Annotated in this window: 26 protein-coding genes; 18 read left to right on the forward strand and 8 right to left on the reverse strand. The window is 69.5% G+C overall.

The features are described from left to right. Positions 1-124 precede the first annotated feature (124 nt). The 3 genes from thrS to R6Y94_RS19545 all read left to right on the forward strand — a co-directional run bounded on the left by thrS (position 125) and on the right by R6Y94_RS19545 (position 3,202). Positions 125-2,158 (forward strand): threonine--tRNA ligase, encoded by a 2,034-nt coding sequence (gene thrS / locus R6Y94_RS19535; protein ID WP_318397313.1) that lies wholly within the window; start codon positions 125-127, stop codon positions 2,156-2,158. 93 nt (positions 2,159-2,251) lie between these two features. Further along, positions 2,252-2,773, forward strand: a complete 522-nt coding sequence (locus R6Y94_RS19540; RefSeq protein WP_318397503.1) for an HIT domain-containing protein — start codon at positions 2,252-2,254, stop codon at positions 2,771-2,773. Positions 2,774-2,857: 84 nt separating this feature from the next. After that, positions 2,858-3,202, forward strand: coding sequence for a hypothetical protein (locus R6Y94_RS19545; RefSeq protein WP_318397314.1), 345 nt, complete (start codon positions 2,858-2,860; stop codon positions 3,200-3,202). A gap of 258 nt (positions 3,203-3,460) precedes the next feature. On the opposite strand, the gene R6Y94_RS19550 is transcribed toward R6Y94_RS19545, so the two are convergent. After that, entirely contained in the window at positions 3,461-4,327 is an 867-nt protein-coding gene (locus tag R6Y94_RS19550) for a bifunctional DNA primase/polymerase (RefSeq protein WP_318397315.1), read from the reverse strand. Positions 4,328-4,358: 31 nt separating this feature from the next. Beyond that, positions 4,359-4,931 carry a hypothetical protein gene (locus R6Y94_RS19555; RefSeq protein ID WP_318397316.1) on the reverse strand — a complete coding sequence of 191 codons (573 nt, stop codon included), beginning with the start codon at positions 4,929-4,931 and terminating at the stop codon, positions 4,359-4,361. Between the two features lie 70 nt (positions 4,932-5,001). On the opposite strand from R6Y94_RS19555, the gene R6Y94_RS19560 reads away from it, so the two are divergent. Further along, positions 5,002-5,124, forward strand: a complete 123-nt coding sequence (locus R6Y94_RS19560; RefSeq protein WP_318397317.1) for a hypothetical protein — start codon at positions 5,002-5,004, stop codon at positions 5,122-5,124. Positions 5,125-5,170: 46 nt separating this feature from the next. On the opposite strand, the gene R6Y94_RS19565 is transcribed toward R6Y94_RS19560, so the two are convergent. Next, positions 5,171-7,336: an elongation factor G-like protein EF-G2 gene (locus tag R6Y94_RS19565; RefSeq protein ID WP_318397318.1), complete on the reverse strand. Its 2,166-nt coding sequence runs from the start codon at positions 7,334-7,336 to the stop codon at positions 5,171-5,173. Between the two features lie 252 nt (positions 7,337-7,588). Here R6Y94_RS19565 and pgsA point away from each other — a divergent pair, with 252 nt between their 5' ends. The 13 genes from pgsA to R6Y94_RS19625 all read left to right on the forward strand — a co-directional run bounded on the left by pgsA (position 7,589) and on the right by R6Y94_RS19625 (position 21,829). Next, the gene (gene pgsA / locus R6Y94_RS19570; RefSeq protein WP_318397319.1) at positions 7,589-8,218 is read left to right on the forward strand and encodes a phosphatidylinositol phosphate synthase; all 630 of its coding nucleotides are present in this window, start codon (positions 7,589-7,591) and stop codon (positions 8,216-8,218) included. A gap of 90 nt (positions 8,219-8,308) precedes the next feature. Next, positions 8,309-9,274: a phosphatidylinositol mannoside acyltransferase gene (locus R6Y94_RS19575; RefSeq protein WP_318397320.1), complete on the forward strand. Its 966-nt coding sequence runs from the start codon at positions 8,309-8,311 to the stop codon at positions 9,272-9,274. A 12-nt stretch (positions 9,275-9,286) separates the two neighbouring features. Beyond that, positions 9,287-10,447, forward strand: coding sequence for a glycosyltransferase family 4 protein (locus R6Y94_RS19580; protein WP_318397321.1), 1,161 nt, complete (start codon positions 9,287-9,289; stop codon positions 10,445-10,447). A 199-nt stretch (positions 10,448-10,646) separates the two neighbouring features. Next, positions 10,647-11,150 carry a hypothetical protein gene (locus R6Y94_RS19585; protein ID WP_318397322.1) on the forward strand — a complete coding sequence of 168 codons (504 nt, stop codon included), beginning with the start codon at positions 10,647-10,649 and terminating at the stop codon, positions 11,148-11,150. Positions 11,151-11,378: 228 nt separating this feature from the next. Further along, on the forward strand, positions 11,379-12,257 hold the full coding sequence (gene pdxS, locus R6Y94_RS19590; protein ID WP_318397504.1) for a pyridoxal 5'-phosphate synthase lyase subunit PdxS: 879 nt from the start codon (positions 11,379-11,381) through the stop codon (positions 12,255-12,257). Between the two features lie 56 nt (positions 12,258-12,313). After that, positions 12,314-12,928 (forward strand): pyridoxal 5'-phosphate synthase glutaminase subunit PdxT, encoded by a 615-nt coding sequence (gene pdxT / locus R6Y94_RS19595; RefSeq protein ID WP_318397323.1) that lies wholly within the window; start codon positions 12,314-12,316, stop codon positions 12,926-12,928. A gap of 403 nt (positions 12,929-13,331) precedes the next feature. Further along, positions 13,332-14,081 carry a YebC/PmpR family DNA-binding transcriptional regulator gene (locus tag R6Y94_RS19600; protein ID WP_318397324.1) on the forward strand — a complete coding sequence of 250 codons (750 nt, stop codon included), beginning with the start codon at positions 13,332-13,334 and terminating at the stop codon, positions 14,079-14,081. An 11-nt stretch (positions 14,082-14,092) separates the two neighbouring features. Then, the gene (locus R6Y94_RS19605) at positions 14,093-15,790 is read left to right on the forward strand and encodes a recombinase family protein (protein WP_318397325.1); all 1,698 of its coding nucleotides are present in this window, start codon (positions 14,093-14,095) and stop codon (positions 15,788-15,790) included. Positions 15,791-15,989: 199 nt separating this feature from the next. After that, complete coding sequence (locus tag R6Y94_RS19610) at positions 15,990-16,403, forward strand: hypothetical protein (RefSeq protein ID WP_318397326.1); 414 nt, start codon at positions 15,990-15,992, stop codon at positions 16,401-16,403. Between the two features lie 259 nt (positions 16,404-16,662). Beyond that, positions 16,663-16,974 (forward strand): HNH endonuclease, encoded by a 312-nt coding sequence (locus tag R6Y94_RS45175; RefSeq protein WP_412102812.1) that lies wholly within the window; start codon positions 16,663-16,665, stop codon positions 16,972-16,974. A 1,283-nt stretch (positions 16,975-18,257) separates the two neighbouring features. Next, entirely contained in the window at positions 18,258-19,496 is a 1,239-nt protein-coding gene (locus tag R6Y94_RS19615; RefSeq protein WP_318397327.1) for a phage major capsid protein, read from the forward strand. A 193-nt stretch (positions 19,497-19,689) separates the two neighbouring features. Beyond that, entirely contained in the window at positions 19,690-20,034 is a 345-nt protein-coding gene (locus R6Y94_RS19620) for an HNH endonuclease (protein WP_318397328.1), read from the forward strand. Positions 20,035-21,631: 1,597 nt separating this feature from the next. Next, entirely contained in the window at positions 21,632-21,829 is a 198-nt protein-coding gene (locus tag R6Y94_RS19625; protein WP_318397329.1) for a DNA-binding protein, read from the forward strand. 64 nt (positions 21,830-21,893) lie between these two features. On the opposite strand, the gene R6Y94_RS19630 is transcribed toward R6Y94_RS19625, so the two are convergent. From R6Y94_RS19630 to R6Y94_RS19640, 3 genes are read right to left on the reverse strand one after another with little or no spacing between them, the layout of a single operon-like run. Beyond that, entirely contained in the window at positions 21,894-22,079 is a 186-nt protein-coding gene (locus R6Y94_RS19630; RefSeq protein ID WP_318397330.1) for a hypothetical protein, read from the reverse strand. Between the two features lie 10 nt (positions 22,080-22,089). Further along, complete coding sequence (locus R6Y94_RS19635; protein ID WP_318397331.1) at positions 22,090-22,722, reverse strand: DUF2637 domain-containing protein; 633 nt, start codon at positions 22,720-22,722, stop codon at positions 22,090-22,092. Then, positions 22,719-23,309 (reverse strand): helix-turn-helix domain-containing protein, encoded by a 591-nt coding sequence (locus tag R6Y94_RS19640; RefSeq protein ID WP_318397332.1) that lies wholly within the window; start codon positions 23,307-23,309, stop codon positions 22,719-22,721. The genes R6Y94_RS19635 and R6Y94_RS19640 overlap by 4 nt, the downstream gene beginning before the upstream one ends. A 152-nt stretch (positions 23,310-23,461) precedes the next feature. Here R6Y94_RS19640 and R6Y94_RS19645 point away from each other — a divergent pair, with 152 nt between their 5' ends. Next, the gene (locus R6Y94_RS19645) at positions 23,462-23,788 is read left to right on the forward strand and encodes a cold-shock protein (protein ID WP_318397333.1); all 327 of its coding nucleotides are present in this window, start codon (positions 23,462-23,464) and stop codon (positions 23,786-23,788) included. Between the two features lie 15 nt (positions 23,789-23,803). Here R6Y94_RS19645 and tsaA read toward each other — a convergent pair whose 3' ends face one another. Next, a complete protein-coding gene (gene tsaA / locus R6Y94_RS19650; protein ID WP_318397334.1) occupies positions 23,804-24,238 on the reverse strand; it encodes a tRNA (N6-threonylcarbamoyladenosine(37)-N6)-methyltransferase TrmO in 435 nt (144 codons plus the stop codon). A gap of 144 nt (positions 24,239-24,382) precedes the next feature. Next, positions 24,383-24,898 (reverse strand): hemerythrin domain-containing protein, encoded by a 516-nt coding sequence (locus R6Y94_RS19655; protein WP_318397335.1) that lies wholly within the window; start codon positions 24,896-24,898, stop codon positions 24,383-24,385. Between the last annotated feature and the right edge of the window lie 63 nt (positions 24,899-24,961).

Below are 24,961 nucleotides of genomic sequence, written 5' to 3' on the forward strand. Positions count from 1 at the left end.
TGCCACGGCGTCAATCTAACGCCGAGGTAGCGGCGCCGGCAGGAGGAAAACGCAGGACCGATAGCATCTGGGCAAGCCGATCCCGTCGGGACGTCCGATTCGTCCAAGATCGTAAGGAGCCACCGTGTCCCAACCCCGTACCCCTGTCGGTGCCGACCCCGTCGTCGTCCCGGCCGGGACGACGGCGGCCGAGGCGGTGGCCGCGGCGGGTCTGCCGCACGCCGGCCCCGGGGCGATCGTGGTGGTCCGCGACCCGGCGGGCCAGCTCCGCGACCTGGACTGGGCGCCCGAGGCGGAGACCGTGGTCGAGCCGGTACGGCTGGACTCGCCGGACGGGCTGAACGTACTGCGCCACTCGACCGCGCACGTGCTGGCCCAGGCCGTCCAGGACACCTTCCCGGAGGCCAAGCTCGGGATCGGCCCGCCGATCGAGAACGGCTTCTACTACGACTTCGACGTCGACCGCCCGTTCCAGCCGGAGGATCTCGACCGGCTGGAGAAGCGGATGCAGGAGATCGTCAAGTCCGGCCAGCGGTTCCGGCGGCGCCGTTTCGACAGCCTGGACGCGGCCCGCACCGAGCTGGCCGACGAGCCGTTCAAGCTGGAATTGATCGAGGTCAAGGGCGCGGGGACCGAGGGCGGCGGCGCCGGGCTGGACGCGGGCGAGGTGATGGAGGTCGGTGCCGGCGACCTCACCATCTACGACAACCTGGACGCCGAGAGCGGCAAGGTCTGCTGGTCCGACCTGTGCCGGGGGCCGCACCTGCCCAGCACCCGGCTGATCGGCGCGTTCAAGCTGATGCGCTCGGCCGCCGCGTACTGGCGGGGCAACGAGCGCAACCCGCAGCTCCAGCGGGTGTACGGCACCGCCTGGCCGACCCGGGACGCGCTGAAGGCGTACCTGAAGGTGCTGGAGGAGGCGGCCCGGCGCGACCACCGCAAGCTCGGCGCCGAGCTGGACCTGTTCAGCTTCCCCGACGAGATCGGCTCCGGCCTGGCGGTCTTCCACCCCAAGGGCGGGATCATCCGGCGGGAGCTGGAGGACTACTCGCGGCGGCGGCACGAGGCGGCCGGCTACGAGTTCGTGAACAGCCCGCACATCACCAAGGCGCAGCTCTTCGAGACCTCCGGGCACCTGCCGTACTACGCCGACACCATGTTCCCGCCGATGAGGTTCGAGGGCGCGGAATATTACCTCAAGGCGATGAACTGCCCGATGCACAACCTGATCTTCCGGGCGCGCGGGCGGTCGTACCGGGAGCTGCCGCTGCGGCTCTTCGAGTTCGGCACCGTCTACCGGTACGAGAAGTCCGGCGTGGTGCACGGGCTGACCCGGGTACGCGGGCTGACCCAGGACGACTCGCACATCTACTGCACCCGGGAGCAGATGCCGGGCGAGCTGACCACGCTGCTGGCGTTCGTCCTCGACCTGCTCCGCGACTACGGACTGGACGACTTCTACCTGGAGCTGTCGACCCGGGACGAGTCGCCGAAGTTCATCGGCTCGGCCGAGGACTGGGCGGAGGCGACCGAGGCGCTGCGTACCGCCGCCGAGGCGTCCGGGCTCGACCTGGTGCCGGATCCGGGCGGCGCGGCCTTCTACGGGCCGAAAATCAGCGTGCAGGCCAAGGACGCCATCGGGCGTACCTGGCAGATGTCCACCATCCAGGTCGACTTCAACCAGCCGGAGCGGTTCGGCCTGGAGTACCAGGCCGCGGACGGCACCCGGCAGCGGCCGGTGATGATCCACCGGGCGCTCTTCGGCTCGATCGAGCGGTTCTTCGGGGTGCTGACCGAGCACTACGCCGGGGCCTTCCCGGCCTGGCTGGCCCCGGTGCAGGTGGTCGGCATCCCGATCCGGGAGGAGCACGCCACCCACCTGCACGGGTTCGTCGCCGCGCTGCGCGCCGAGGGTATCCGCGCCGAGGTGGACACCTCGGACGACCGGATGCAGAAGAAGATCCGTACCGCTCAGCAGCAGAAGATCCCGTTCATGGCGATCGCCGGGGACGCCGACGTGGACGCCGGGGCGGTCTCGTTCCGCTACCGGGACGGTTCGCAGCGCAACGGCGTACCGCTCGCCGACGCGGTGGCGCACGTCGTGGAGGTGGTCCGGTCCCGGGTCAACACCGGGCCCAGCGCGGAACCGGTCGCCTAGCGGCACCACCGGCCGGTCCGGGTCGGTCCCGCCGGTTGCGCTGGTCGTAGGATCGTCGGCGTGACAGGCGCGGCGCCCCACGCGGAACTCGGTATGCCCGACGGGCTCGATCGGCTCTGGACCCCGCACCGGATGACCTACATCTCCGGTCCGGACCGGCCGGGGGAGGGGCACGAGAAGCCGGCCGGCTGCCCGTTCTGCCTCGCCCCGGAGCGGGAGGGCGAGGAGAATCTCGTGGTGCACCGGGGCGAGCTGGTCTTCGTGGTGCTCAACCTCTATCCGTACAACCCCGGGCACCTGCTGGTCTGCCCGTACCGGCACGTCGCCGACTACACCGAGCTGGACGCCGGGGAGACGGCCGAGCTGGCCGACTGCACCCAGGCGGCGATGCGGGTGGTCCGGCGGGTCAGCAACGCGCACGGCTTCAACATCGGGATGAACCAGGGCGGGGTGGCCGGCGCCGGCATCGCCGCCCACCTGCACCAGCACGTGGTGCCGAGGTGGGGCGGGGACGCCAACTTCATGCCGGTGATCGCCCGGACCAAGGTGCTGCCCCAGTTGCTCGCCGACACCCGTACCCTGCTTGCCACCGCCTGGTCCGCGCCGGTCGGCTGAGACGCGGACGGCTGGCGGACCCCCAGGTCCGCCGGCCGACTGCGGTGTCTCGGTGGGATGCGGCGGCATCGGTAGGCTTCGGCGGTGGCCGGTCGGCGGAAGCGGCGGATCCGGGTCGACGGCGTCGACTATCTGTGGGTGGTGGCCGGGGCGGGCCCGGGGCATGTCGTGGTGCGGATCTGGTGGGCCGGGTCGGGCCGCGGCCGGCCGCTGGAGGTGCGGGTGCCCTTCGGGGACGGCTGGCTCCGGCTCGGTTCGACCGCGGACGAGCCCGGCGAACCGGCGCCGACACCGGTACGGCCCGGCCTGGTCGAACGGCTGGTCAGAGCCGGCCTCGCCCGCGGCTGGTACCCTGACGCCACCGACCCGGTCCGACTCGCCCTGGACCGGTCCCATCGGCTGCTCGTCCCGCCTTCGGCGGCTGACTGACCCGGCGGGAAGGTGGTCGTTGTGCAGACTGTCGAGCTGGGTGCGTAGCCGGGGCGCAGGCTTCAGCAGGAGCGACGTCGCCCGGTTCGGCTGTGTCGCGGTCGCGGTTCCTGCCGAGCATCCGGCGCGACGACCGGGACGGCGCAGGATGGCGGGGTGGGCGCACAAGCGGGGCAGCTCGACAGGTCGCCCAGCAGACATCTGCCGGTCGCCGACAGGCAGCCGGATGGAGTGGTGCGCCGACGGCCGGCGGCGCTGCTAGGCGGCGAGGCCGTGCCGGGGATGCCGATGGCCGGTACGCAGCCCGGACCGGATCGTCCGGGCGGTCTCGTACCGGCCGAGTCCGCTGCGGGCAGCGGCGTCAGCCAGTACCGCGGTGATGTCGTGATCGTCGAGCAGATCCAGCGCGGCGAGCTGCCCGAGGTGGTATGCCGCCCGGTAGAGCGTGGTGTTGCGGGTACCGGTCACCGCAGCGGCCACGGTGCTGGCCTCGGCGGCGAGCGCGGCGCCGGCGTACCGGTCGGGGTGCCGTACCCGGTCGGCGCCGCCGGTCACGGCACGGGGCGGAGGCGCCGGCGGAAAGAGCAGCTCGGTCAGCTCCGGCGGGCAGTCGACGAGCGGGACGTCCGGCGGGCGGAACCAGCGGTAGTCCCGGCCGCTGGCGTGCCGGGACGGCGGGGCGACGACGTAGCCGCCGGCTCCGCGCCAGTCGACGCCGGGCAGCAGCCCGCTCCGGTTGCCGGCGCCGGTCGGGCGCAGGTAGAGGTGCCAGCCGCCGGAGCCGGTCCGGACCACCGGCCCGGTGATCCGGTGGGCCCGGACCAGGGCGCGCAGCGCGGCGACCCCGTCCGGCGGGTCGACGTCGCAGACGTCGAACCGGTCACCGGTACGCAGTGCCAGGTTGGCCCCCGGCCAGCGGGTCCACCACTGCCGGATCACCTCGGCGCGGGTGCTCGCGTCGTGCAGGCCGTGCCGGAGCAGGCTGCGGTGCCAGCGGGGATGCTTGCCGGGGCGGTCGCAGTCGGGCCGGCGGCACGTGCAGCCGGTCGCGGTCGGGGAGTGCAGGGGCAGCACGGGTACGCCGGCGGCGGCGTACTCCAGGGCGGCGCGCAGCAGCGGTGTCATCCCGACCTCCTCACCGGCCGGATACCCACGGTCAGGATATTCGAACACCTGTCTGATCGGTACCGCCGATCAGTGCCATCAGTTCCGGCCAGGACTCGACCCGGCGAACCGCCGCCAGGTGGGAGCGGTGGCTGCGTACCTCGGGTTCCCTGGGGCGGAAGAGGTAGCGGTGCGGCACGGTCTCCAGGTAGGAGAGCACCTCCAGCCGGTCGTCGACGAAGTGCGTCAGACCCAGCGCGGCGGCGATCGGCGCCTTGCCCTGCCGGGTACGGCAGAAGTGCACATTCTCGGGCCGGACCCCGGTACGCGGATAGAACCCGTGGTGTTCCAGCCACAGCCGGGTACGCCGCTCGACCCGTTCACCGCACTTGGACACCAGGTACACGTGCTCGCCGAACATCTCGGCCACCAGCGCGGCCACCGCCTCGAACGCCCCCGGCATCGGCGGGGTACGCCGGAAGTCCGCGAGCAGCGCGGTGTCCTCGGTCTCCGGGCCCGCCGGCGGGTCGGCGGATATCGGCTCCGGGCCGGTCGTCTGGTCCTCCGGATAGAGCCGGTCCACCTGCTGGACGACGACTCCACCGATGTCTATTCCGATCTTCATGTACCGATGATCGGCAGCCGTCCTGGGTGGAGTCCAGCGGATTGTCGGCGGCCACCCGTTCCTGGCCCGGGTGGCCGCCGTCCGGGACGTGCTCGCCTCGGACGGCCGTACCCTGACCCAGGGCGCGCTGGCACACGGGCCGCTCCCGGCCGACCAGGTCGCCGAGGTGGAGCGGCTGCTCGGCACGCTGTGACGCGAGGTGCCCCTCCCCGACGACCCGGGGAGGGCACCTCGGGCGGTCACCGGCCGGACGCGCTGTGCTCCTTGCGGATCTGGTCGGCCAGGTGCGTCGGCATCGGCTCGTAACGCGCGAAGGAGCGCCGGAAGGTGCCGCCGCCGGCGGTCATCGAGCGGAGTTCCACGGCGTACCGGATCAGTTCGGTCGCCGGAACCTCGGCCCGGACCAGGGTGTGGTCGCTGCCGGCCGGGTCCGGCTCGGTGCCGAGCACCCGGCCCCGCCGACCGGACATGTCGCTCATCACCGCGCCGACGTTGGAGTCGGGCACCCGTACCACCACCTCGTCCACCGGCTCCAGGAGCGTGACCTGCCCCTTCTCCGCCGCGTCGCGCAGCGCCAGCGAGCCGGCGGTCTGGAAGGCGGCGTCGGACGAGTCGACGCTGTGTGCCTTGCCGTCCACCAGGGTCACCTTCAGGTCCACCACCGGATAGCCGGCGACGATGCCCCGGCCCATCTGGGTGCGTACACCCTTCTCCACCGACGGGATGTAGTTGTGCGGCACGGCGCCGCCGACCACCCGGTCGGCGAACTCGAACCCCTCGCCCCGGGGCAGCGGTTCCACCTCGATGTCGCAGACCGCGTACTGGCCGTGCCCGCCGGACTGCTTCACGTGCCGGCCGTGCCCCTTCGAGGCCACCGCGAAGGTCTCGCGCAGCGCCACCCGTACCGGCTCGGTATCCAGATCCACCCCGCCGCCGCGGAGCCGGTCGAGCACCACCTCGGCGTGCGCCTCGCCCATGCACCAGAGCACCAGTTGATGGGTCTCCGGGTTGCGTTCCAGCCGCATCGTCGGGTCACCGGCAACCAGCCGGGCCAGGTTCTTGGCCAGCGCGTCCTCGTCGGCCCGGCTCTTCGCGACGATCGCCACCGGCAGCAGCGGCTCGGGCATCTCCCACGGCTCGATCAGCAGCGGGTGGTCCTTGGCCGAGATGGTGTCGCCGGTCTCCGCCGTACCCGACTTGGTGATCGCGCAGATGTCGCCGGCCACGCAGTACGGCACCTCGCGCAGCGCGGCGCCGAGCGGGGAGTAGATGTGCGAGATCCGCTCGTCGGCGTCGTGGTCCGGATGGCCGCGCTCGGCCATGCCGTGCCCGGAGACGTGCACCACCAGGTCGGGTCGGAGCGTGCCGGAGAAGACCCGGACCAGGGAGACCCGGCCGACGTGCCGGTCGATGGTGGTCTTGACCACCTCGGCCACCAGCGGGCCGTCCGGATCGCAGCTCAGCGGCGGCTGCGGTGCGCCGTCGACGCCGGTGACGGTGGGCAGGTCGTGCTCCAGCGGGGTCGGGAACGCCGAGGTCAGCAGCTCCAGCAGGGCGTCGATGCCGAGCCCGGTCTCGGCGCAGACCGGCACCACCGGATAGAAGTGTCCCCGGGCGACGGCCTTCTCCAGGTCGTCGATCAGGACCTGCACCTCGATCTCCTCGCCGCCGAGGTAGCGGTCCAGCAGGGTCTCGTCCTCGCTCTCCGCGATGATGCCCTCGATCAGCTCGTTGCGGGCGTCGCCGATCGCCGGCAGGTGCTCCGGATCCGGGTCGCGGACCGCCGCTGGCAGTCCGGCGGAGTAGTCGAAGACCCGGCGGGTGATCAGACCCATCAGGCCGACCACGTCGACGCCCTCGTCGTCGAGCATCGGCAGGTAGAGCGGGAGTACGTTGTCGCCGAAGACCCGCTGGCAGAGCGCCACCGTCTCGTCGAGGTCGGCCCGCTGGTGGTCCAGCCGGGTGACCGCGACGGCCCGGGGCATCCCGACGGCGGCGCACTCCTGCCAGAGCGCGGCGGTCGCCCCGTCCATCCCGTCCACCGCCGAGACGACGAAGAGCGCGGCGTCCGCCGCGCGCAGCCCGGCGCGGAGTTCGCCGACGAAGTCCGCGTAGCCGGGGGTGTCCAGCAGGTTGACCTTGACGTTGTCGTACTGGAGCGGCGCGCAGGCCAGGCTGATCGAGCGCTGCTGGCGTACTGCCGCCGGGTCGTGGTCGCACACCGTGGTGCCCTCGGTCACCGCACCGGACCGCGAGATCGTGCCGGTCGCCGCCAGCAGGGCGTCGACCAGGGTCGTCTTCCCCGCCCCGGAGTGGCCGACGAGCACCACGTTGCGAACCCTGCCGGGCTCGTCCACCACCGGCGCCGGGCCGGTGACCCCTTTCTCCTGACTCTTCTGCGCCATCGGGGCGCACCTCCCTAAGCCGGTGGTTGGTGGCGACCGCCGCGCGCGACGGGGGAGCTGCCCTGGCGACTCCGCGGCGATATCCTCGGGTGGCCTGCCGTGCTGCCGGAGACGTGCCGGGTGACAGGTGAGCGACGTCACGTCCCCTGCTCCGATCTCACACCCGTACAAGTCGTGACACAAGCCTGCGGCGTGAACTAGGCGCCACCGGGCGTACCGTCGCCGTTCGCGGCCCGTTATGGTGGGACGGCCATGGCGAAGATCTTCCAGGTGTCGGCCCGGGCCGGCATGACCCGAATCGTCGAACCGATCGCCCGGACCCTGCTGCGGGTCGGGGTGACGCCCAACGCCGTCACCGTGACCGGGACGCTCGGCGTGGTGGTCGGATCGATCGTGCTCGGTGCCCGGGGTTACCTGGTGGCCGGGGCGCTCGTGGTGACCTTCTTCGCCCTCACCGACCTGCTCGACGGCACGATGGCCCGGATGCGCGGCGGGTCGAGCCGGTTCGGTGCCTTCCTCGACTCGAGCATGGACCGGGTCTCCGACGGCGCGGTCTTCGGCGCCGTCGCGTACTGGCTGGCCACCCAGGACGACCGCGTCGGGGTCGCCGCCGCGCTGATCTGCCTGGTCGCCGGCAGCCTCGTCTCGTACGTCAAGGCCCGGGCCGAGGGGCTCGGGATGACCTGCAACGTCGGGATCGCCGAGCGGACCGAGCGGCTGCTCATCGTCGGGGTCGGCGGGCTGCTCACCGGCCTCGGGCTGGACTGGGCGCTGGTCACCGCGCTCTGGCTGCTCGCCGCCGTCTCGGTCTTCACCGTCGGGCAGCGGATGACGCACGTCTGGCGGCAGGCGCAGCGCGCCGAGACGGGCGTGGACGCGTGACCCGGCCCGGGCGTGCCGGAGCAGTGCGCCGGTCCGGACGCGCGGGTGTGCCCGGGCGGGTGGCCGCGTGAGAGTGCGGCGGGCCGGCCGGTGACCCCGGTCGAGTTCGCCTACCTCGCCGGCTGGCGGGCCGTACGCGCGCTGCCCCGGCCGGCCGCGGCGGCGCTGTTCCGGGCCGCCGCCGACCAGGCGTACCGCCGGGGTGGCCCGGGGACGCTCCGGCTCGCCGGCAACCTGCGCCGGGTGGTCGGCCCCGAGCTGCCGGAGCCCGCCCTGGCGGAGCTGGTCCGCCGCGGCATGCGCTCGTACGCCCGCTACTGGCTCGACGTGTTCCGGCTGCCGTCCCGCAGCCGGGAGCAGCTCCGCGACGACTTCCGGCTCGACGGCGAGGAGCTGCTCGCCGCCGACATGGCGGCCGGCCGGGGCGCGGTGGTGGCGCTGCCGCACTCCGGCAACTGGGACGCCGCCGGCGCCTGGGTGGCCGCGAACGGCTGGCCGATCGCCACCGTGATGGAACGGCTCAAGCCGGAGGGCGTGTTCGAGCGCTTCCTCGATTTCCGACGCCGGCTCGGCATGGAGATCCTGCCCACCCACGGCGGCACCCGAGCACCCTTCGACGTACTGGCCGAGCGGGTCACCGCCGGCTACCTCGTCCCGCTGCTCGCCGACCGGGACCTGTCGGCGCGCGGTGTGGAGGTGCGGTTCTTCGGCGGCCGGGCCCGGATGCCGGCCGGCCCGGCACTGCTGGCGATCCGGACCGGCGCCCCGCTCTACGTGGCGGCGCTCTGGTACGACCCGGCCGGTCCACGAGGCCGGCTGACCGGGCCGCTCGAGGTGCCGGCACCGGACACCGGCCCGCTCGACCAGCGGGTCCGGGCGCTGACCCAGCGGATCGCCGACCACCTGGCCGAGGGCATTGCGCAGCGTCCGGAAGACTGGCACATGCTGCAACGGGTGTGGATCGACGAGCCGGCCAGGGGCGCCGGGTCGGCGGGTCCGGCCGGAGTGGGGCCGGGGACAGCGGAGAGCACCCCGTCGATCTCCGAGCCGGCCTGAGGGGGAGGCGCAGTGCGGATCGGCATCGTGTGTCCGTACTCCTTCGACGTCCCCGGCGGGGTGCAGAACCACGTGGTCGACCTCGCCGAGGCGCTGATCGGGCTCGGCCACGAGGTGAGCGTGCTGGCACCGGCGGACGAGGACTCGCCGCTGCCGCCGTACGTGGTGCCGGCCGGCCGGTCGGTGCCGCTGCCGTACAACGGGTCGGTCGCCCGGATCAGCTTCGGGCCGGTCTCCACGGCCCGGGTGCGGCGCTGGCTGGCCCGGGGCCGGTTCGACGTGTTGCACGTGCACGAACCGTTCACGCTCAGCCTCTCGCTGCTCGCTGTGCTCTCCGCCCGGGGGCCGGTGGTCGCCACCTTCCACACCGCGATGACCCGGTCCCGGGCGCTGGCCGCCGCGCAGGGGGTGTTGCAGTTCGCCGTGGAGCGGATCACCGCCCGGATCGCGGTGAGCGCACTGGCCCGCAAGGTCCAGGTCGAGCATCTCGGCGGCGGCGCGGTGGAGATCCCCAACGGGGTGGCGGTGGCGAAGTTCGCCGACACGGAGCCGCTGCCCGGGTGGCCGGGGCCGTGCGGGCCGGGCGAGGGCGGCACGCTGGGCTTCCTCGGCCGGTTCACCGAGCCACGGAAGGGCTTCGCGGTGCTCCGGGAGGCGTTCGTCGGGCTGGCGTCCGAGCGTCCGGGGCTGCGGCTGCTGGTCGCCGGCCCGGGCGACGTGGCTGAGCTGCACGAGGGCGTACCGGAGGGACTGCGGGACCGGATCACCTTTCTCGGCCAGGTTTCCGAACCGGACAAGGCGCGCATGCTTCGGAGCGTGCACCTCTACGTCGCGCCGAACACCGGCGGTGAATCCTTCGGGATGATCCTGACCGAGGCGATGGCCGCCGGGGCGACGGTGGTGGCGAGCGACCTGGACGCCTTCCGCCGGGTGCTGGACGGGGGTCGGGCCGGGGAGCTCTTTCCCACCGGGGACGCGGCGGCGCTGCGGCGTACCCTGGCGCGTCTGCTCGACGACCCGGTGCGCCGGACCGAGCTGTCGGCCTGCGCCCGGGAGGTGGTCGAGGGCTTCGACTGGCCGACGGTCGCCCGCCGGGTTCTCGAGGTGTACGCCACGGCGATCGAGGCAACCGATGGTCGGGTGCTGGACGAGGAGTGGATCGGGCCAACCTGAGCCGGAACCGGTCGCGCCGAGCCGGTCGGGTGCGGTACGGGGCGGACGCGCGGTTCGGCACCGCCGGGCCGGATCGTGCCCGTCGCACCGGACCGTACCGCTCCGGCCGGATCGTCCCCGGCCGGGGACGGTTGGCCGGATCGCGAGCCGGCCGGGGACAGTGACGTGCAGGGGGAGACGGAAGTGGGGCCGCACTACGATGCCGGGCATGTGGTGGGTGGTGGGCGTCGCCGTGGCGGTCGTCCTGGTGACGGCGTACCTGATCTGGATCGCGGCCCGGGTCGACCGGATGCACGTCCGGGTGCGGTCGGCGGCCCGCGCGCTGGACGCGCACCTGCTCCGCCGGGCAGCGGCCGCCGCGGTGCTGGCCGAGGAGCGGTACGCGCTGGAGCTGTACGCGGCGTCCCGGATCGCGCTGGACGCCGAGGGTGACGAGCGGGAGGCCGCCGAGAACGACCTGACCCGGCAACTGCGGTCCAGCCCGCTGGATCCGGAGGAGCCGGTTGCGGCGGCGGTGATCGGGGCCAGCCGGCGGCTCGCGCTGGCCCGTCAGGTGCACACCGACCTGGTACGCGACGCGCTGTCCCTGCGACGCCGCCCCGTCGTACGCCTGTTCCGGATGGCCCGCAAGCACGAGCGGCCGCGCTATTTCGACATCGACGACCCGATCCTGAGCAGCCGACCGGAGCTCTCGGTCGGCTGACCTCCGCGCCGGCAGTGCCTTCGGCGGGGGCGTGAGCCGGGCCACAGGGCAGGCCACCCGGGGTCTGATTGGCTGTCGGCCCGGCGTTGAACTCCGCGTAGCATCGAGTGCGAATCCACCCCGCCCGAACCACTGTCGAGGAGCGAGAACGCCGTGTCCGAATCCACCGCCCAGTCCGGTTCCGACCAGTCGACCGCGGCTGGAGAGCAGACTGTCAGCGCCACCGGAGTGGTCGGCACCGCGCGGGTCAAGCGGGGTATGGCCGAGATGCTCAAGGGTGGCGTGATCATGGACGTGGTCACCGCCGAGCAGGCGAAGATCGCCGAGGACGCCGGTGCGGTCGCGGTGATGGCGCTGGAGCGGGTACCCGCCGACATCCGGGCCCAGGGCGGCGTCTCCCGGATGAGCGACCCGGACATGATTGACGGCATCATCAACGCGGTCTCCATCCCGGTGATGGCCAAGGCCCGGATCGGGCACTTCGTCGAGGCGCAGGTGCTCCAGGCGCTGGGCGTGGACTACGTGGACGAGTCCGAGGTGCTGACCCCGGCGGACTACGCCAACCACATCGACAAGTGGGCCTTCACCGTGCCGTTCGTCTGCGGCGCCACCAACCTGGGCGAGGCGCTGCGCCGGATCACCGAGGGAGCGGCGATGATCCGCTCCAAGGGCGAGGCCGGCACCGGCGACGTCTCCAACGCCACCACGCACATGCGCAAGATCCGTGACGAGATCCGCCGCCTCGGCTCGCTGCCCACCGACGAGCTTTACGTCGCCGCCAAGGAGTTGCAGGCGCCGTACGAGCTGGTCCGGGAGGTGGCCGAGACCGGGAAGCTGCCGGTGGTGCTCTTCACCGCGGGCGGCATCGCCACTCCGGCGGACGCGGCGATGATGATGCAACTCGGCGCGGAGGGGGTCTTCGTCGGCTCCGGGATCTTCAAGTCCGGTAACCCGGCGCAGCGGGCCGCCGCGATCGTCAAGGCCACCACCTTCTACGACGACCCGGACGTGCTGGCCAAGGTGTCGCGCGGGCTCGGCGAGGCGATGGTCGGGATCAACGTGGACGACATCCCGGTGCCGCACCGCCTGGCGGAGCGGGGTTGGTGAGTGCGAGGAGTGAGCCGGGTTTGCGAGCCCCGCAGTCGCGAGCGGGCGGCGGGTTGGTGAGTGGGGCGGGGGTGGCGGTCGGCGTCCTGGCGCTGCAGGGGGACGTACGCGAGCATCTGGCCGCGCTGACCGCCTCGGGTGCGGCGGCACGGCCGGTCCGCCGGCCGGAGGAGCTGGAACAGCTCGACGGCCTCGTGGTTCCGGGTGGCGAGTCGACCACCATCAGCAAGCTGGCCGAGACGTTCGACCTGCTCGACCCGATCCGCAAGCGCGTCGGCGCGGGCATGCCGGTCTACGGCTCCTGCGCCGGGATGATCATGTTGGCGACCGAGGTGCTGGACGGCCGCCCCGACCAGCAGAGCTTCGGCGGCATCGAGATGACCGTCCGGCGCAATGCGTTCGGCCGGCAGGTCGACTCCTTCGAGGCGCCGGTGGAGATCGCCGGCATTCCGGGCCCGAGTTTCCACGCCGTCTTCATCCGGGCGCCCTGGGTCGAGCGGGTCGCCGACGGGGTGGAGGTGCTCGGGCGGGTGAGCGACGGCCCGGCGGCCGGCCGGATCGTCGCGGTCCGGCAGGGGAACGCGGTCGCCACCGCCTTCCATCCGGAACTGACCGGCGACCGGCGCCTGCACCAGTGGTTCGTCGACCTGGTGCGCCGAACGGCTGCCTGACGCCCCGGGAGGCGACCGCCAGGCCGGCACCGGCGCGGCGTCGGCGTCACCGGCCCGTCGGGTGGTGCACCGACCCGTCCGGTGGGTCGCGCCTCGGACTGTGGAGTACCGGCCAGGGGTGCCAACAAACCCGATCGGGTCCGTGCGGCGGTGCCGGCCCGGCAGCCGGAACGGGACGCGCCGGGACGCGGTGCCGGTGGGACCTGACAGCGACCGGCCCGCCGTCGGTAGGATTGCCGGGTTCGGCCGGGACAGTCTGCTCGTGATCGCCTGCCACCCCAGAGCCAACCGACCGAGGTCGTGCTGGTTGTCGTCCTCTGGGTGATACGCAGGGTTGGTCGGGATCATCGGGAAGATGAGCGGGCGGTCGTGTATCGAGGCGTGTTGACGACGGAGGTTACAGATGTCCGGCCACTCAAAGTGGGCGACGACGAAGCACAAGAAGGCGGTCATCGACGCCAAGCGCGGCAAGATGTTCGCCAAGCTCATCAAGAACGTCGAGGTCGCGGCGCGCACCGGCGGTGGTGACCCGGCCGGTAACCCGACCCTCTTCGACGCCATCCAGAAGGCGAAGAAGAACTCGGTGCCGAACGACAACATCGACCGCGCCGTCAAGCGAGGCTCCGGCCTGGAGGCCGGGGGCGCCGACTGGCAGACGGTGATGTACGAGGGGTACGCCCCGGGCGGCGTCGCGCTGTTGATCGAGTGTCTGACCGACAACCGCAACCGTGCCGCGACCGAGGTACGCACCGCGCTGACCCGCAACGGCGGTTCGCTGGCGGACGCGGGCTCGGTGTCGTACATGTTCTCCCGCAAGGGCGTCGTGATCGTGCCGAAGGCGGGCCTCTCCGAGGACGACGTGCTGCTCGCCGTACTCGACGCCGGGGCCGAGGAGGTCAACGACCTGGACGAGGCGTTCGAGGTGGTCTCCGAGCCCGGTGACCTGATCGCCGTACGGACCGCGTTGCAGGACGCCGGCATCGACTACGAGTCGGCCGAGTCGTCCCTGGTGCCCAGCGTCACCGTCCCGCTGGACGAGGAAGGCGCCCGCAAGGTCTTCAAGCTGATCGACGCGCTGGAGGACTCCGACGACGTGCAGAACGTCTACGGCAACTTCGACGTCTCCGACGAGATGCTAGCACAACTCGGGTAGCATGCCGGGGCATGACCCCGATCGACCTGCTACGCGGGAAACGCACAAGCCTGTACGTTCGCCTGTCCAGAGCGTCCGATGATCGCAACCTGAGCCGGCAGGGCATGGTTGATGATCTTCGGGCACTTTGCGCTGCTCGCGGGTTCGTGGAGGTAGCCCTACACGTTGACGACGGGCGGTCCGGGGCGGTCCGTGACCGCCCGGAGTTCCGTGCGTGGCTGGCCGACGCCATTGAGGGGCGCGCGGATGTGCTCGTGGCTTGGCACGTCGACAGGCTCAGTCGTGAAGGGCTGAACGTCGCTGCGATCATTCTCGATGTCATCGAAGGCAAGGACCCGACGACGGGGCGGGAAGTCCGTCCACCGGTTCGGTTGATCGGCTATGACGATCGGCTTGACTCTGCGGACGCCGAAGGCTTCCGCCTGAACTTCGTCATCAAGGCGGAACAGGCCCGTGCGGAGTTGGCGCGGATGAAGTCGCGTAGCCGGGCGCGGGTGCAGCGGATGCGCAAAGACAAGCGCTCGACGGGTGGCCTGACGCCGTACGGGTATCAGCGAGCGCCCCGGGGGCCGATGGAGCTAGAGCATGATCCCGTGAGTGCGCCGATCATCCAAGACGTAGTCCGGCGCGTCATCGGTGGAGAAAGCATTGCCAGCGTTGCCCGGGACCTAAACGCCCGTGGGGTGCTTTCCCCGAGGGATCACGCCGCGCTCCGTGACACGGGAGAGCCACGCAAGAACAAGGAAACCAGGGAGCCATTGCCGCCGCAGCGTTGGACCGACGAGACGCTTAGACGGATGTTGACAAACCCCGTACTCCTCGGCTGGCTTACGGACGACAGAAAGGTTGTCCGTGACAATGATGGTGCGCCAGTGCTTCGCGGTGAGGCGCTGATTTCCAAAGAGGATTGGGGCGCGTTGCAGGGCGTCATAACCGGCGCTAAGAGGCCCAAACACCGATCCGCCCCCGACGCCATGCTGTCAGGGGAAGTGTTCTGCCCAGAGTGCGGAGAAGTGCTGCACTTCCATTGGTCCGTGAAGCCAACGCAGGAATACCGCTACTACCGGTGCTCCGGCCGCACCCGTAGAGAAAACGGTTGCAAAGCGGGTGCGCCTCGGGCCGAACGAGTCGAACGGCTTACGGAAGACGCGCTCCTAGGGGTCGTCGGCGACCTGGACGTGATGCGGAAGGTGTACGTTCCCGGGGACGACATTGCTGCACAGTTGGCGGACGTGGCGGAGAGGATGCGGGAGCTTCGCGAGGATCGGCAAGCGGGTCTGTACCGTGGCGAGCAGGGTACGGCCGAGTTCCGGGAGATGTACTCGAATCTCGAAAGGCTTCGGGATGAACTGACGGCTAAGCCGTCTCGGTCGGAAGGCTGGGAGTACGTTTCCACCGGCCAGACTTACCGCGATGTTTGGGAATCGTCGGATACTGCCGGCCGTCGTACGCTAATTCGGGACTCTGGTATACGGCTGGAAGCAATCAAGGCCACGGGTGATGTTTCCCCTGGTCTGTTCGAACGGCCAGGCGAATACGCCGTCTGTTGCACATTGGCCGGGGACGGCGTACGGCTATGGATGTACCTGCCCCCGAACCTGTCGGAGAGGGTTACGGGGAAGGACACTGCGGCTATTCGCTTCGTGCAACGCCCGTTGCCGCCGCTGCAAGGGCAGCCTGCCTTTCCGGACAAGGCAGTTGCCATCTAGCGCTGAGGACTTCCGACACGCCCGTTGGCGGGTTCTAGACTGCTAGCGCGAGGGCAGGAAAGCCAGCATCCGAGAAGCGCCCTGTAGGCGCTCACAATCAAAGGGGCACCCTCTACCAGGGGTGCCCCTTTTTGGTTGCCCCACGGCCGTTTAAACGCCCCGGGCCGGACATCGAGAAGAGAGGAACGAGAGAACGGGGATGGCCACTAGCAGCCATTGGGAGAACGGAGAGAGCTTCCTCATGTTGGGGGCGGACTTGTGTGAGGACGTCGGTACGAACGCCCGGATTAAGCCGCTGCACCTGCGGTTGATATTCCTCGCCTTCTCCCGCGTCAACTCGATCGGGCATGCCGAGTTTGCGCCCGGGGAGCTTGCGCGCGCCCTGGGCGACGTTGACCGGTACGGAGAAATTCTGCCTGCCAAGCGTTCGACGGTCAATACAGCCATCCGGAAGGCCATAGAAACCGCCGCAATCTTGCCCGGCAGCGGGGAACGCTGCCTGATCCTTAACGGCGACGTAAAGCGGGGAAGGTCTACCAACTACTGCACTTGGCACAAGCTGAACACCGATCGACGGCGGAAGCGATCCACACTGGTGCCGCACGTCGCCTAACTGTACGGCGTCACCGTACAAAACTACGGCCGTTTGTACGCCCTGCCCGCACAGAACGCAGCCCGATGTACGGCGTGGCCGTACATCGCTGTGCCGTGAGCTGCGGTCTTGACGCGCTCTCTAGATCTATCTTTGTGGGTTGGCCTTCGCCGGGGGAAGGGAGGCGGAGGGACTACCTACCAACTATCAACCCCGGGCCGCCGAGGGGCGGCCGGAATCCAACGGGACTATTGGGCCGACGTGCCGAACGTCGGCCGGGATGGAAGCTGTGAATAGTACGTGTACCGTCTGCCGAGCGCTGATCCCGCTCGGCTCGGGTAGCCGTTGCCGTGAGCACCGGCCGAGGCGCACACACGCGCTGAGCGCCGTCCAGCGGGGCTATACGACTGAGTACCGCCGTAACCGGCGTCTGGTCCTGGCGAACGTGCCCACATGTACTCTATGCCGGCGCAGGCCAGCAACGACGGCCGATCACATCGTGCCGCTTAGCAGAGGCGGCACCAATGAGCTATCCAACCTGCGGCCCGCGTGCGGTCCGTGCAACTACGGCAGGGGGAACCGTGATCGCTAGGGCTGGTTGCGGGAGGTACCTAGGCTCAGGGAGTGAACTCCACCCCGCTTGCCGCCGACTGGGGCGACATACCTGCCTGGATTAGCGCACTCGGTTCCCTTGGTGCGCTGGTTGCCGCCGTCGTAGCCTCGCTGATCGCACGTCGTATCTACAGGATCGAATCCGAGCGCGACCAGCGCGCGGAACACGAGCGAGCGGAGCGCCAGGGAGAGGCGCGGAGAGCGCAGGCGGGACGCGTCTCCGCATGGTGGGGAACTAGATCCGTTCCTTTTGGCCGCGACAGGTACCAAGACATGAATGCGGCTATCATTAGGAATGCATCAGAGTTGCCCGTTTACTCTTTGGTGGTTAAGTTCCTAGGAAGGCGGGAGGATGAGCACATTTCGTCCGGATGGATTCACCTGCCGGTTCTCCCGCCAGGCTCCGAGCCTACATTTGTAGAGCCGCCGGACGGCTGGCCCATGTTTAGTGGTGAACCTGGCATCGAGGATGTGCAGGTGTTTATCCGGTTCCGCGATTCGGCGGGAGTTGAGTGGGAGCGAGACGAGACGGGACACCTCCGGGAGGCCGGGCGGGCAGGGCGAGGGTTGGCGGCCTCCGGCCGGACTAAGGGGGTTCCGAAACTTCCCGGGCAACCCTGTCTAGACCCAGCGCCTTAGCCGCGTTTTTGCGTCTGCACTTCTTCCCGGATTCGTGGGAACTCGGCCGGCCGGAAACCGGCCGGCCAGGATATACGCGGGTTGGCTGGAGTTTCCCGAGTATGCTCACGGCGAAGGCGCCGTGAAGTGGCTCACAGCCGTGTCCGCAACCCCCGCCCCGGACAACCATTAACGGACGAGGAACGAAAACGATCCCGGTAACGGGCACCCGAAACGGTGAGGCACCTCACACTCATGTCCCCAACCCTCGCGGTGGCCAACGATATAAGGGTGAAGGGCAAGACGACTGACGAGAGGGGGGCCGATGTCCGGCAACACTGAACGCGAATGTTGGGTGTGTGGTGCCCCGGCACGTCGGAACGGCAACACCGGCCGTAGGCCCCGGTACTGCTCCCCGGAATGTAACCGGCGGGCACGCGCGCTCCGTGCCGCTGTGGTACGTCGAGATCGGTACGAAGCTCTGAACGTTCACGGGCGCCGGGAGTTCCGGAAAGCCTTCGAACTCGACTAGGGTGTTCGCCGCGCGTAGGCGCCAAACTCGCTAACAACCGAATACCGCTCATCCCTTAAGGGTCGCCATCCGGCGGCCCTCTTTTCGTGCCCAAAGGAAGGACACACCAAGAAGTGAGCAAGAACTACGAAGCTGACCCGCAGTACGAGAAGCGGGCCGGGCTGGCGCTTGAGATCGTCGAAAACGCTCAGCGCGAGAAGCGGGAACTGACGCAGCAGGAGATTGCCGGCGTTCTTCATGCCTCGGCCGGAACCATGTTTCATCAACGTATGGTGAACGCCGTCAACGGCGAAAACCGTGGGGAAGTTCTGTCCGTTGTCGCGGACATGGCTAAGGCCGCTCACGTGGACACAGTGACGGCGCGGGACCTTGCCGTTGACCCGGAGACGCGGGCGCTCAACGAGCGTGCCGGGCGGCTGGCCGGCGCCGCTGGTCGGGAGAATCGCGGCGGCGACGAAATGGAGTGGCGGGCGCTTCTGCCCAACCGCACCGAACTGCGGGCACTCAAGGAATCCGACGACAGTGACGGCGGGTTCACGGTCCCGACTGGCGTTTCTGGCCGGTACATCAGTCTTCTGCGGCAGCGTTCCGTTGTGCTTCGCGCTCCCGGAATCAACATCATTCCTCTCAGCTCGAATGTGCTGCGGCTGCCTCAGCTCGTTTCTTCGACCGGCGTTGCCGGCCCGACCGCCGAGGCTGCCGTCATTCCCGAGGGTGACACCGAGTGGACCGGTCCGGAACTGCGGGCGTACGGCTACAAGACGCTTCACCGCGCGTCGAACGAAATCCTTGCCGATTCGGCGTTGGAGCTTCGCTCGATCCTGGCGGACACCATGACCCGGGACATCGCTTCCAGGATCGACCTCGACAGTTTCGGGGCTACGACTGGCCGGATTACGGGCTTCACCGCTACCGGTAATCATACGAAGGTCGCGCTTGCTGCCGGCGCCACTACGGTTGCTTGGGATGACGTGGTGGGCGCGGTCGCAGATATCGAGGCCAACGGGGGTACGGCTACGGCCGTGTTCGCTAACGGCGGGATGGCGAAGGCTTTGCGGCTTGAGCGCGAGAACGGCACCACCGGTGCCTATCTTCAAGGTCCGCCGACCGGTGATCCGGCTCGGACTGCTCAGGGGTTGCCGATCTTCGCGTCGAACAATGTCCCGGCCCGGTCGGTGATTGTGGGGGACATGTCGCGGGTGTTCTTCGGCATCCGTAGTACGAAGCTGGCCATCTCCGAAGATGTCTACTTCGACACCGACGAGGTTGGTTTCCGGCTGGTGCATCGTGCGGCCGGTCTGATTGTTGCCGAGTCGGAGTCCGTGATTTGGATTCAGGCGGCGGCTAGCTGACGCGGTACGGCGGCGGTTAGTGGGTTGCGCCTTCGGGCGCGGCCCGCTATCGGCTTCCGTCTTGGTGGGGCCGGGCTCGAAATTGGGTACGAGCGGAAAGCGGCGCGGGTCGTAGGGATTGGGCACCCTGCGGCCCGCGTCTCTCTTTGCTCAAAAGCTTGCACCGCATAACCGAATCAGGAAGGCGCAGAGAATGAACAACAGAGAGATTATCGAGTATTTGACCACGCGTTCCGTGATTATGCCGGCATCGGAAGGTGGCTGCTGGCTATGGGAGCAGTGCCGCAACCAGGACGGTTACGGCGTGGCCACCGTCAACGGTCGGACCGAGTACGCTCACCGCGCGTCGATGCGGGCGCACGGGTTCGATCTGTCTGACCTGACCGTGGATCACCAGTGCGCTAACCGGCACTGCTGGAACCCGGCGCACCTGGAACTGTGTACCCGCTCGGAGAACACGGTCCGGACCGCGTTGAAGCGTTGGGGCGCGTACCGGCGTATTACCGAGCTGACCGGGGTAGGCGACTTCCGCCCATGACCCCCGGCGGTGCGTCCGGCCCTGCTAGGACGGCAGCACCTGGCGGCGGGGCGCTGCTTCTACCGGCAGCACCAATAACTCGGCACCAATAACTCGGCACCAATAACTCGGCACCAATAACTCGGCACCAATAACTCGGCACCAATAACTCGGCACCAATAACTCGGCACCAATAACTCGGCACCAATAACTCGGCACCAATAACTCGGCACGAATAATTGGTTGCCAATAACTGGGCGCAATTGATTGGGTACCAATAAGTGGGTGCCAATCGGGGATGCGAAGTTTGGAGGCCGCTTGATTGCGACCGTCGCAAGTGTGGCAAGCGTTGCAAGTGTTGGACGGTCTCACCCTGTCGCGTAGTGTCGCGTAGCGTCTCGTACGGTCGTGCCCACCCCGAAGCTGCCAGACCTTCCAAGCCTTCCAGAACGACGACCAGACAAACCCGTCAGACCTGACAGGATTCGTCTAGACAAATGAGCCGGTGACCAGCGCTAAGGCGAGAAACCGGGTCGGGGCATGCCCCGCTAGCTTGACCTCGGCCCGTTTCCCCGCACAATGGATGGGCAGGCGGGAGGAGAACCCCAACTTCTAGATGACCCAGAACAAGGCGAACGCCCGGACGGCCATCCGGGCGTTCGCTGGGTGGCTCCGTCTTGCCTAGGTAAGGGTTCAGTCTCACTCAGAAGTTGGAGCGCACGTTGCCGAGAGTAGGTCGAAGGCAGAAACGAGTCAACACAAGACGGCCGGAGTCGCGCGCATGCAGGTGGGTTCACCTGCGGGAACTCCTGCCGATCATCGAAGCTGTGGCAGCTCTGATCCTTGCGGTGGCCGCTGCGGCGGCACTCTTCAAGTAGGCGGCCCGGTCCGGTCGGCAGAAGCCCCGGGGTGCATCGAACCACCCCGGGGCTTCTGCGCTGCCGTCTGCGGCCAGCTATAACAGCGGTTCTCTGGTCGTCCAGTTGATGAACCTTTCGAAGATCTCTCCTGAGTTCGGCGGAGGATTCGGGTTCAGTCTCGCTAAGTCCTGGCGCGCTTCGTGCATGTGCATAGCCATGTAGACGGCGAGCTGTGCCGGGTGTCGGTCAAACTCGGCCCGTAGCAGGGTCCGGGCATCAGGGCATGGCCAGGGGACGCCAGGGCACCCAGCGCAGTACCACAGCGGTCGGGTAGGGCGGTGCGGCCGGGGCTCGGTCACTACGACTCCGCATCGGGCGGAGCAGCGACACGGCACCGAGTTAGGCGCACATAGTGCCAGGACTCCCGCACAGCTTCAACACCGTCGGAGTCGACCAGGTAACCGCGCAGCATCAGGAAGCCTGCACGCGCCGAAGCATTGTCGGGCACGGCCGTGACCCGTAGCCGGAGATCCCCGAGGATTCGGGGCGTCGCGTCGTAGGGCTGGTAGTGATCACCCTCCGGGGCGTACAGGGTGTCGCCTGGCCTCACGGGGTGCCGGGCGCGGCGGAACGTCGGGGACCGGTCGGGTTTCGGCGCGCTCTGGCTGGGCATGCCCAACCGTCCCACCGGCCTTTACGACTCGTCAAGGGGGACCACGTGACGTGTCGTAAAGGGTGGCCCGTCGGAAGGTCTGCCGGTGACCGAGGAAGTGATGGCGATGGCGGAGATTGCCGACTTCCTTGGCATCTCTCGTCAGCGAGCCAACGCCCTGGCGGACCGGGATGACTTCCCTGCGCCGATCGCACACCTGACGGTTGGCCGTGTCTGGGCTACCAAGGATGTCCGGACGTGGGCCGAGAAGCGCCGTAAGGATCTTGAAGGTGAGCACGGCTAGGCAGTGACACACCGGAAGGGCCGGCGCCGGGGGACCGGGCCGGCCCTTCGCTGTCGGTGGTGACTCAGTCGAGTGGTGCGACCCGGGGCGCCTCCCAGGAGCTGTAGAGCTTGCCGTCATGGTCAATTTCGATGGTTGCCAGCGCCACCCCGGCGGGAAGCTTCTCGGCGAGCGCCGCCAGGTCGACGGGAGTCACGGGCGCCGGAACAACGGCGATCCATACGCCCGGGGTTTCTTCGCTGATGATCACGGGGTGACTCCTAAGCGGCGTTGAGGACGGTACGGAGGTAGCGGGGGGTGATTCCGAGGGATGCGGCGACTTGTTCCCGGGTCGCTCCGGGTGCGGCAAGCATCGCCTGAGCGAGGCGGCGGGTTTCGGCGGCCGGACGGCGCTTCCTGGACGGTTCGGGCACCTCCGGCGCTGTCGGGGATGGTGCCGTGTCCGCCGGAAGTTCCTCGACCGGTTCCGGCTGCGACACGGGCTGTTCCGCCGGAACAACCGGCGGCACTACCGGTGCAGTCTTGCCGGACAGGACAAGCTTCGACAGGGCCATGAACGCCAGTGCCGGAACAGCCGACAGCAGCCACCCGGACGGGCCAGGCTTGGCTACCGCTAGCTGTGCGGCCAACGACAAACCGGCGGCGGCAATCAGGAGGAACATCGGATAGCCGATCGGCGCCCCGGTGCGGCGACGCTGCCGGATCGTCAACAGGGCCGCGATCGGCACTAGTTCGGAGATGACGGCGTTAGCCCACCCGAACCATCCGGGGGTACCCGCCGGGCTGTTCGCCATCGTCCAGTCGTGAACGTGCGTGAAGCTTGCTGCCCCGGCGGACAGTCCGACGACTAGCAGGATGAGGACCAGGGCGCCGCGCTCGATTCGCTCGCTCATGCGGCACCGCCGAGGGATTCGCTGCGGCACGGGCCGCAGTTTCCGGCAGGGCTGCCCCGATGGGTCGGGCATTGGTCGGCACGGTTTGCCACCGGCAGGGCCGCCCCACGGCGATCCGGGTACCCGTACGGCTGTCGCTGCGGGTTGGGGGTTTTGCTCTTCGGAAGGAATCGACGCCAGTCCCGCGCGCCAGCGCGGTTGTTCTTCTCATTGGACTTCGCAACTTCGGGCGACACGCCTTGGCTGTCACCCCCGACGCCGCCATTCGTCACCCCCTGGCCCTGGTTGTCACCCCCGGCCGGCTGTCTCGTCGCTAGGCGGTAGACGCGGGTGGCGATGGTGGCGACCTGGCGCACGGCCAGGCGGCCGAGCTGAACCAGCTTCGCTAGGGCGCGCTGAACGGTCCGGGTAGACACTCCGGCGTACTCGGCGATCGTGGCGACGGACGGCCACGCGTCCCCGTCGCGGTTCGTGTGGGCAGCGATGGCAACCAGGATCAGCCGCTCATTCGGCCGGAGATCCTTGGACGCGAGTAGGGCCACCTTCACGGCGGCGGCGCCGCCGGAGTGGTGGTTAGAATGCAGCATGTTGGGGCTCCGATCCCTGACCAGGCCCGGGGCGTTGCAGCGCCGCCGGGCCGTTCCTCTCGAAGGGAGCCGTCCGATGTTCGGTTGTGATCCTGTCTCATCGGACGTCTCCGACGAGGTCATGGCGGCGGTCGGCTGAGCCGGCGGCCACGGTGACCATCGCCGGAGTGGTACGCGAGTTCGACGCCGACCGGGGGTGGGGGGTGCTGGACGCCCCCGAGACGCCGGGCGGCTGCTGGGTGCACTTCTCCGCCATCGCCGCCCCCGGTTACCGCAGCCTGGCGGCCGGGCAGCGGGTCTTCTTCCGGGCCGAGGCGCCGGGGCAGGACGGCTACCCGTACCGGGCCAGGAAGGTCTGGAGCGGCGGACCCGTGGAGCCGCCGGACTGGGGGCCGGACGGGGACGCGTCGGGGGCCTACCGCAGCACGATGACGATCGCCTACGACGATCCGCCCGACGGGGCCACCGCGACCGGTTAGCGCCGGCCTGTGCCGTCAGCGTTCGGTGTCGCGGTCGAGTACCGGCTTCACGTCCAGGATCGGGGTGCCGTCCAGCGCCTCCAGGTCGCGTACCCGGATCCGGAGGTCGTCGATCTCCAGCAGGTGCACCCGGTGCAGGCCGATTGGGTTGGGCCGGTCGGGGGAGCGGGTGCTGAAGACGCCGGTCGGTGACCGGGTCAGGTCGCCCCGGGGATGCACCACCAGCACGTCCCGGCGGGACCGGTCGAACCAGGTCAGCAGGATGACGTCGGAACCGGGGCGGAGATCGCGCAGACCGTCGCGTACCGCCGGGTCGAAGACCAGCCACGCCTCGGGGGCGCCCTCGTCGCCCTGCCGCGGCGCCGTGGCCCGGTCGACCAGCGGTGACTCGACCCGTCCGATCGGAGCCAGACCGACCCTGGTCGGTGCGCTGCCGGAACCGTCCGTCACGCCTCGCTCCTTCCCGCGGCCGGCCGAGCCTATCGTGCCGGCGACGACCGCCGAGGGCACGATAGGGCGGGGCGGTGCCCGGTCGCTTCGTGTGCGGTTACCGCCCCTCCAGGGGGTCCTGACAGCACACAGATCAGCGCTGGCTCAGGCGTCCTGGTCGGAGTGGAGGAAGGTGGGGCGGTCCCTGCGCCAGTCCGGCAGGTCCAGGGAGTTGAGTACCGAGACGAGCTTCCTCTCCTCGTACGTGAAGTGCGTTTCCATGATCGCCGACAGCCCCTCCAGTTCGGCTCGTACCCGGGTCGCGGTGGCCGGGTCGGGCTCGGCCGGCAACCCGCGCAGCAGCTTCTCCAGGTTCCCCAGGATCCAGTCGATCCGGTTGTGGTCGGTCTTCAGCTCGGTGATCACCTGGCGCAGTTCCGGGAACTCGTCGGCGATCACCGGGAACGCCCCGCCGTCCTCGCCGGTGTGGTGCCGGGTGAGCGCCGTGCAGAAGGAGAGGCAGTGCACGCGCAGGTCGCGGGGTGGCGGGCCGTCGCCCGCGAAATACCCGTCGACGTTGTCCCGCAGCTCCGCCAGCAGCTCGCGGAGCCAGATGTGTACCTCGATCAATTGGTTGCCGAAGGCGGTGAGGCGACTGCTCGCCTCGTCACCGGTTGCCATGCTCCTCCAGGGGTCGTCCGTCCGCGTGCCGCCGGCCGCACGGACGGACGACCAGTATGCCTG

The sequence above is a fragment of the Plantactinospora sp. KLBMP9567 genome, assembly GCF_033446045.1.
Taxonomy (GTDB): domain Bacteria; phylum Actinomycetota; class Actinomycetes; order Mycobacteriales; family Micromonosporaceae; genus Plantactinospora.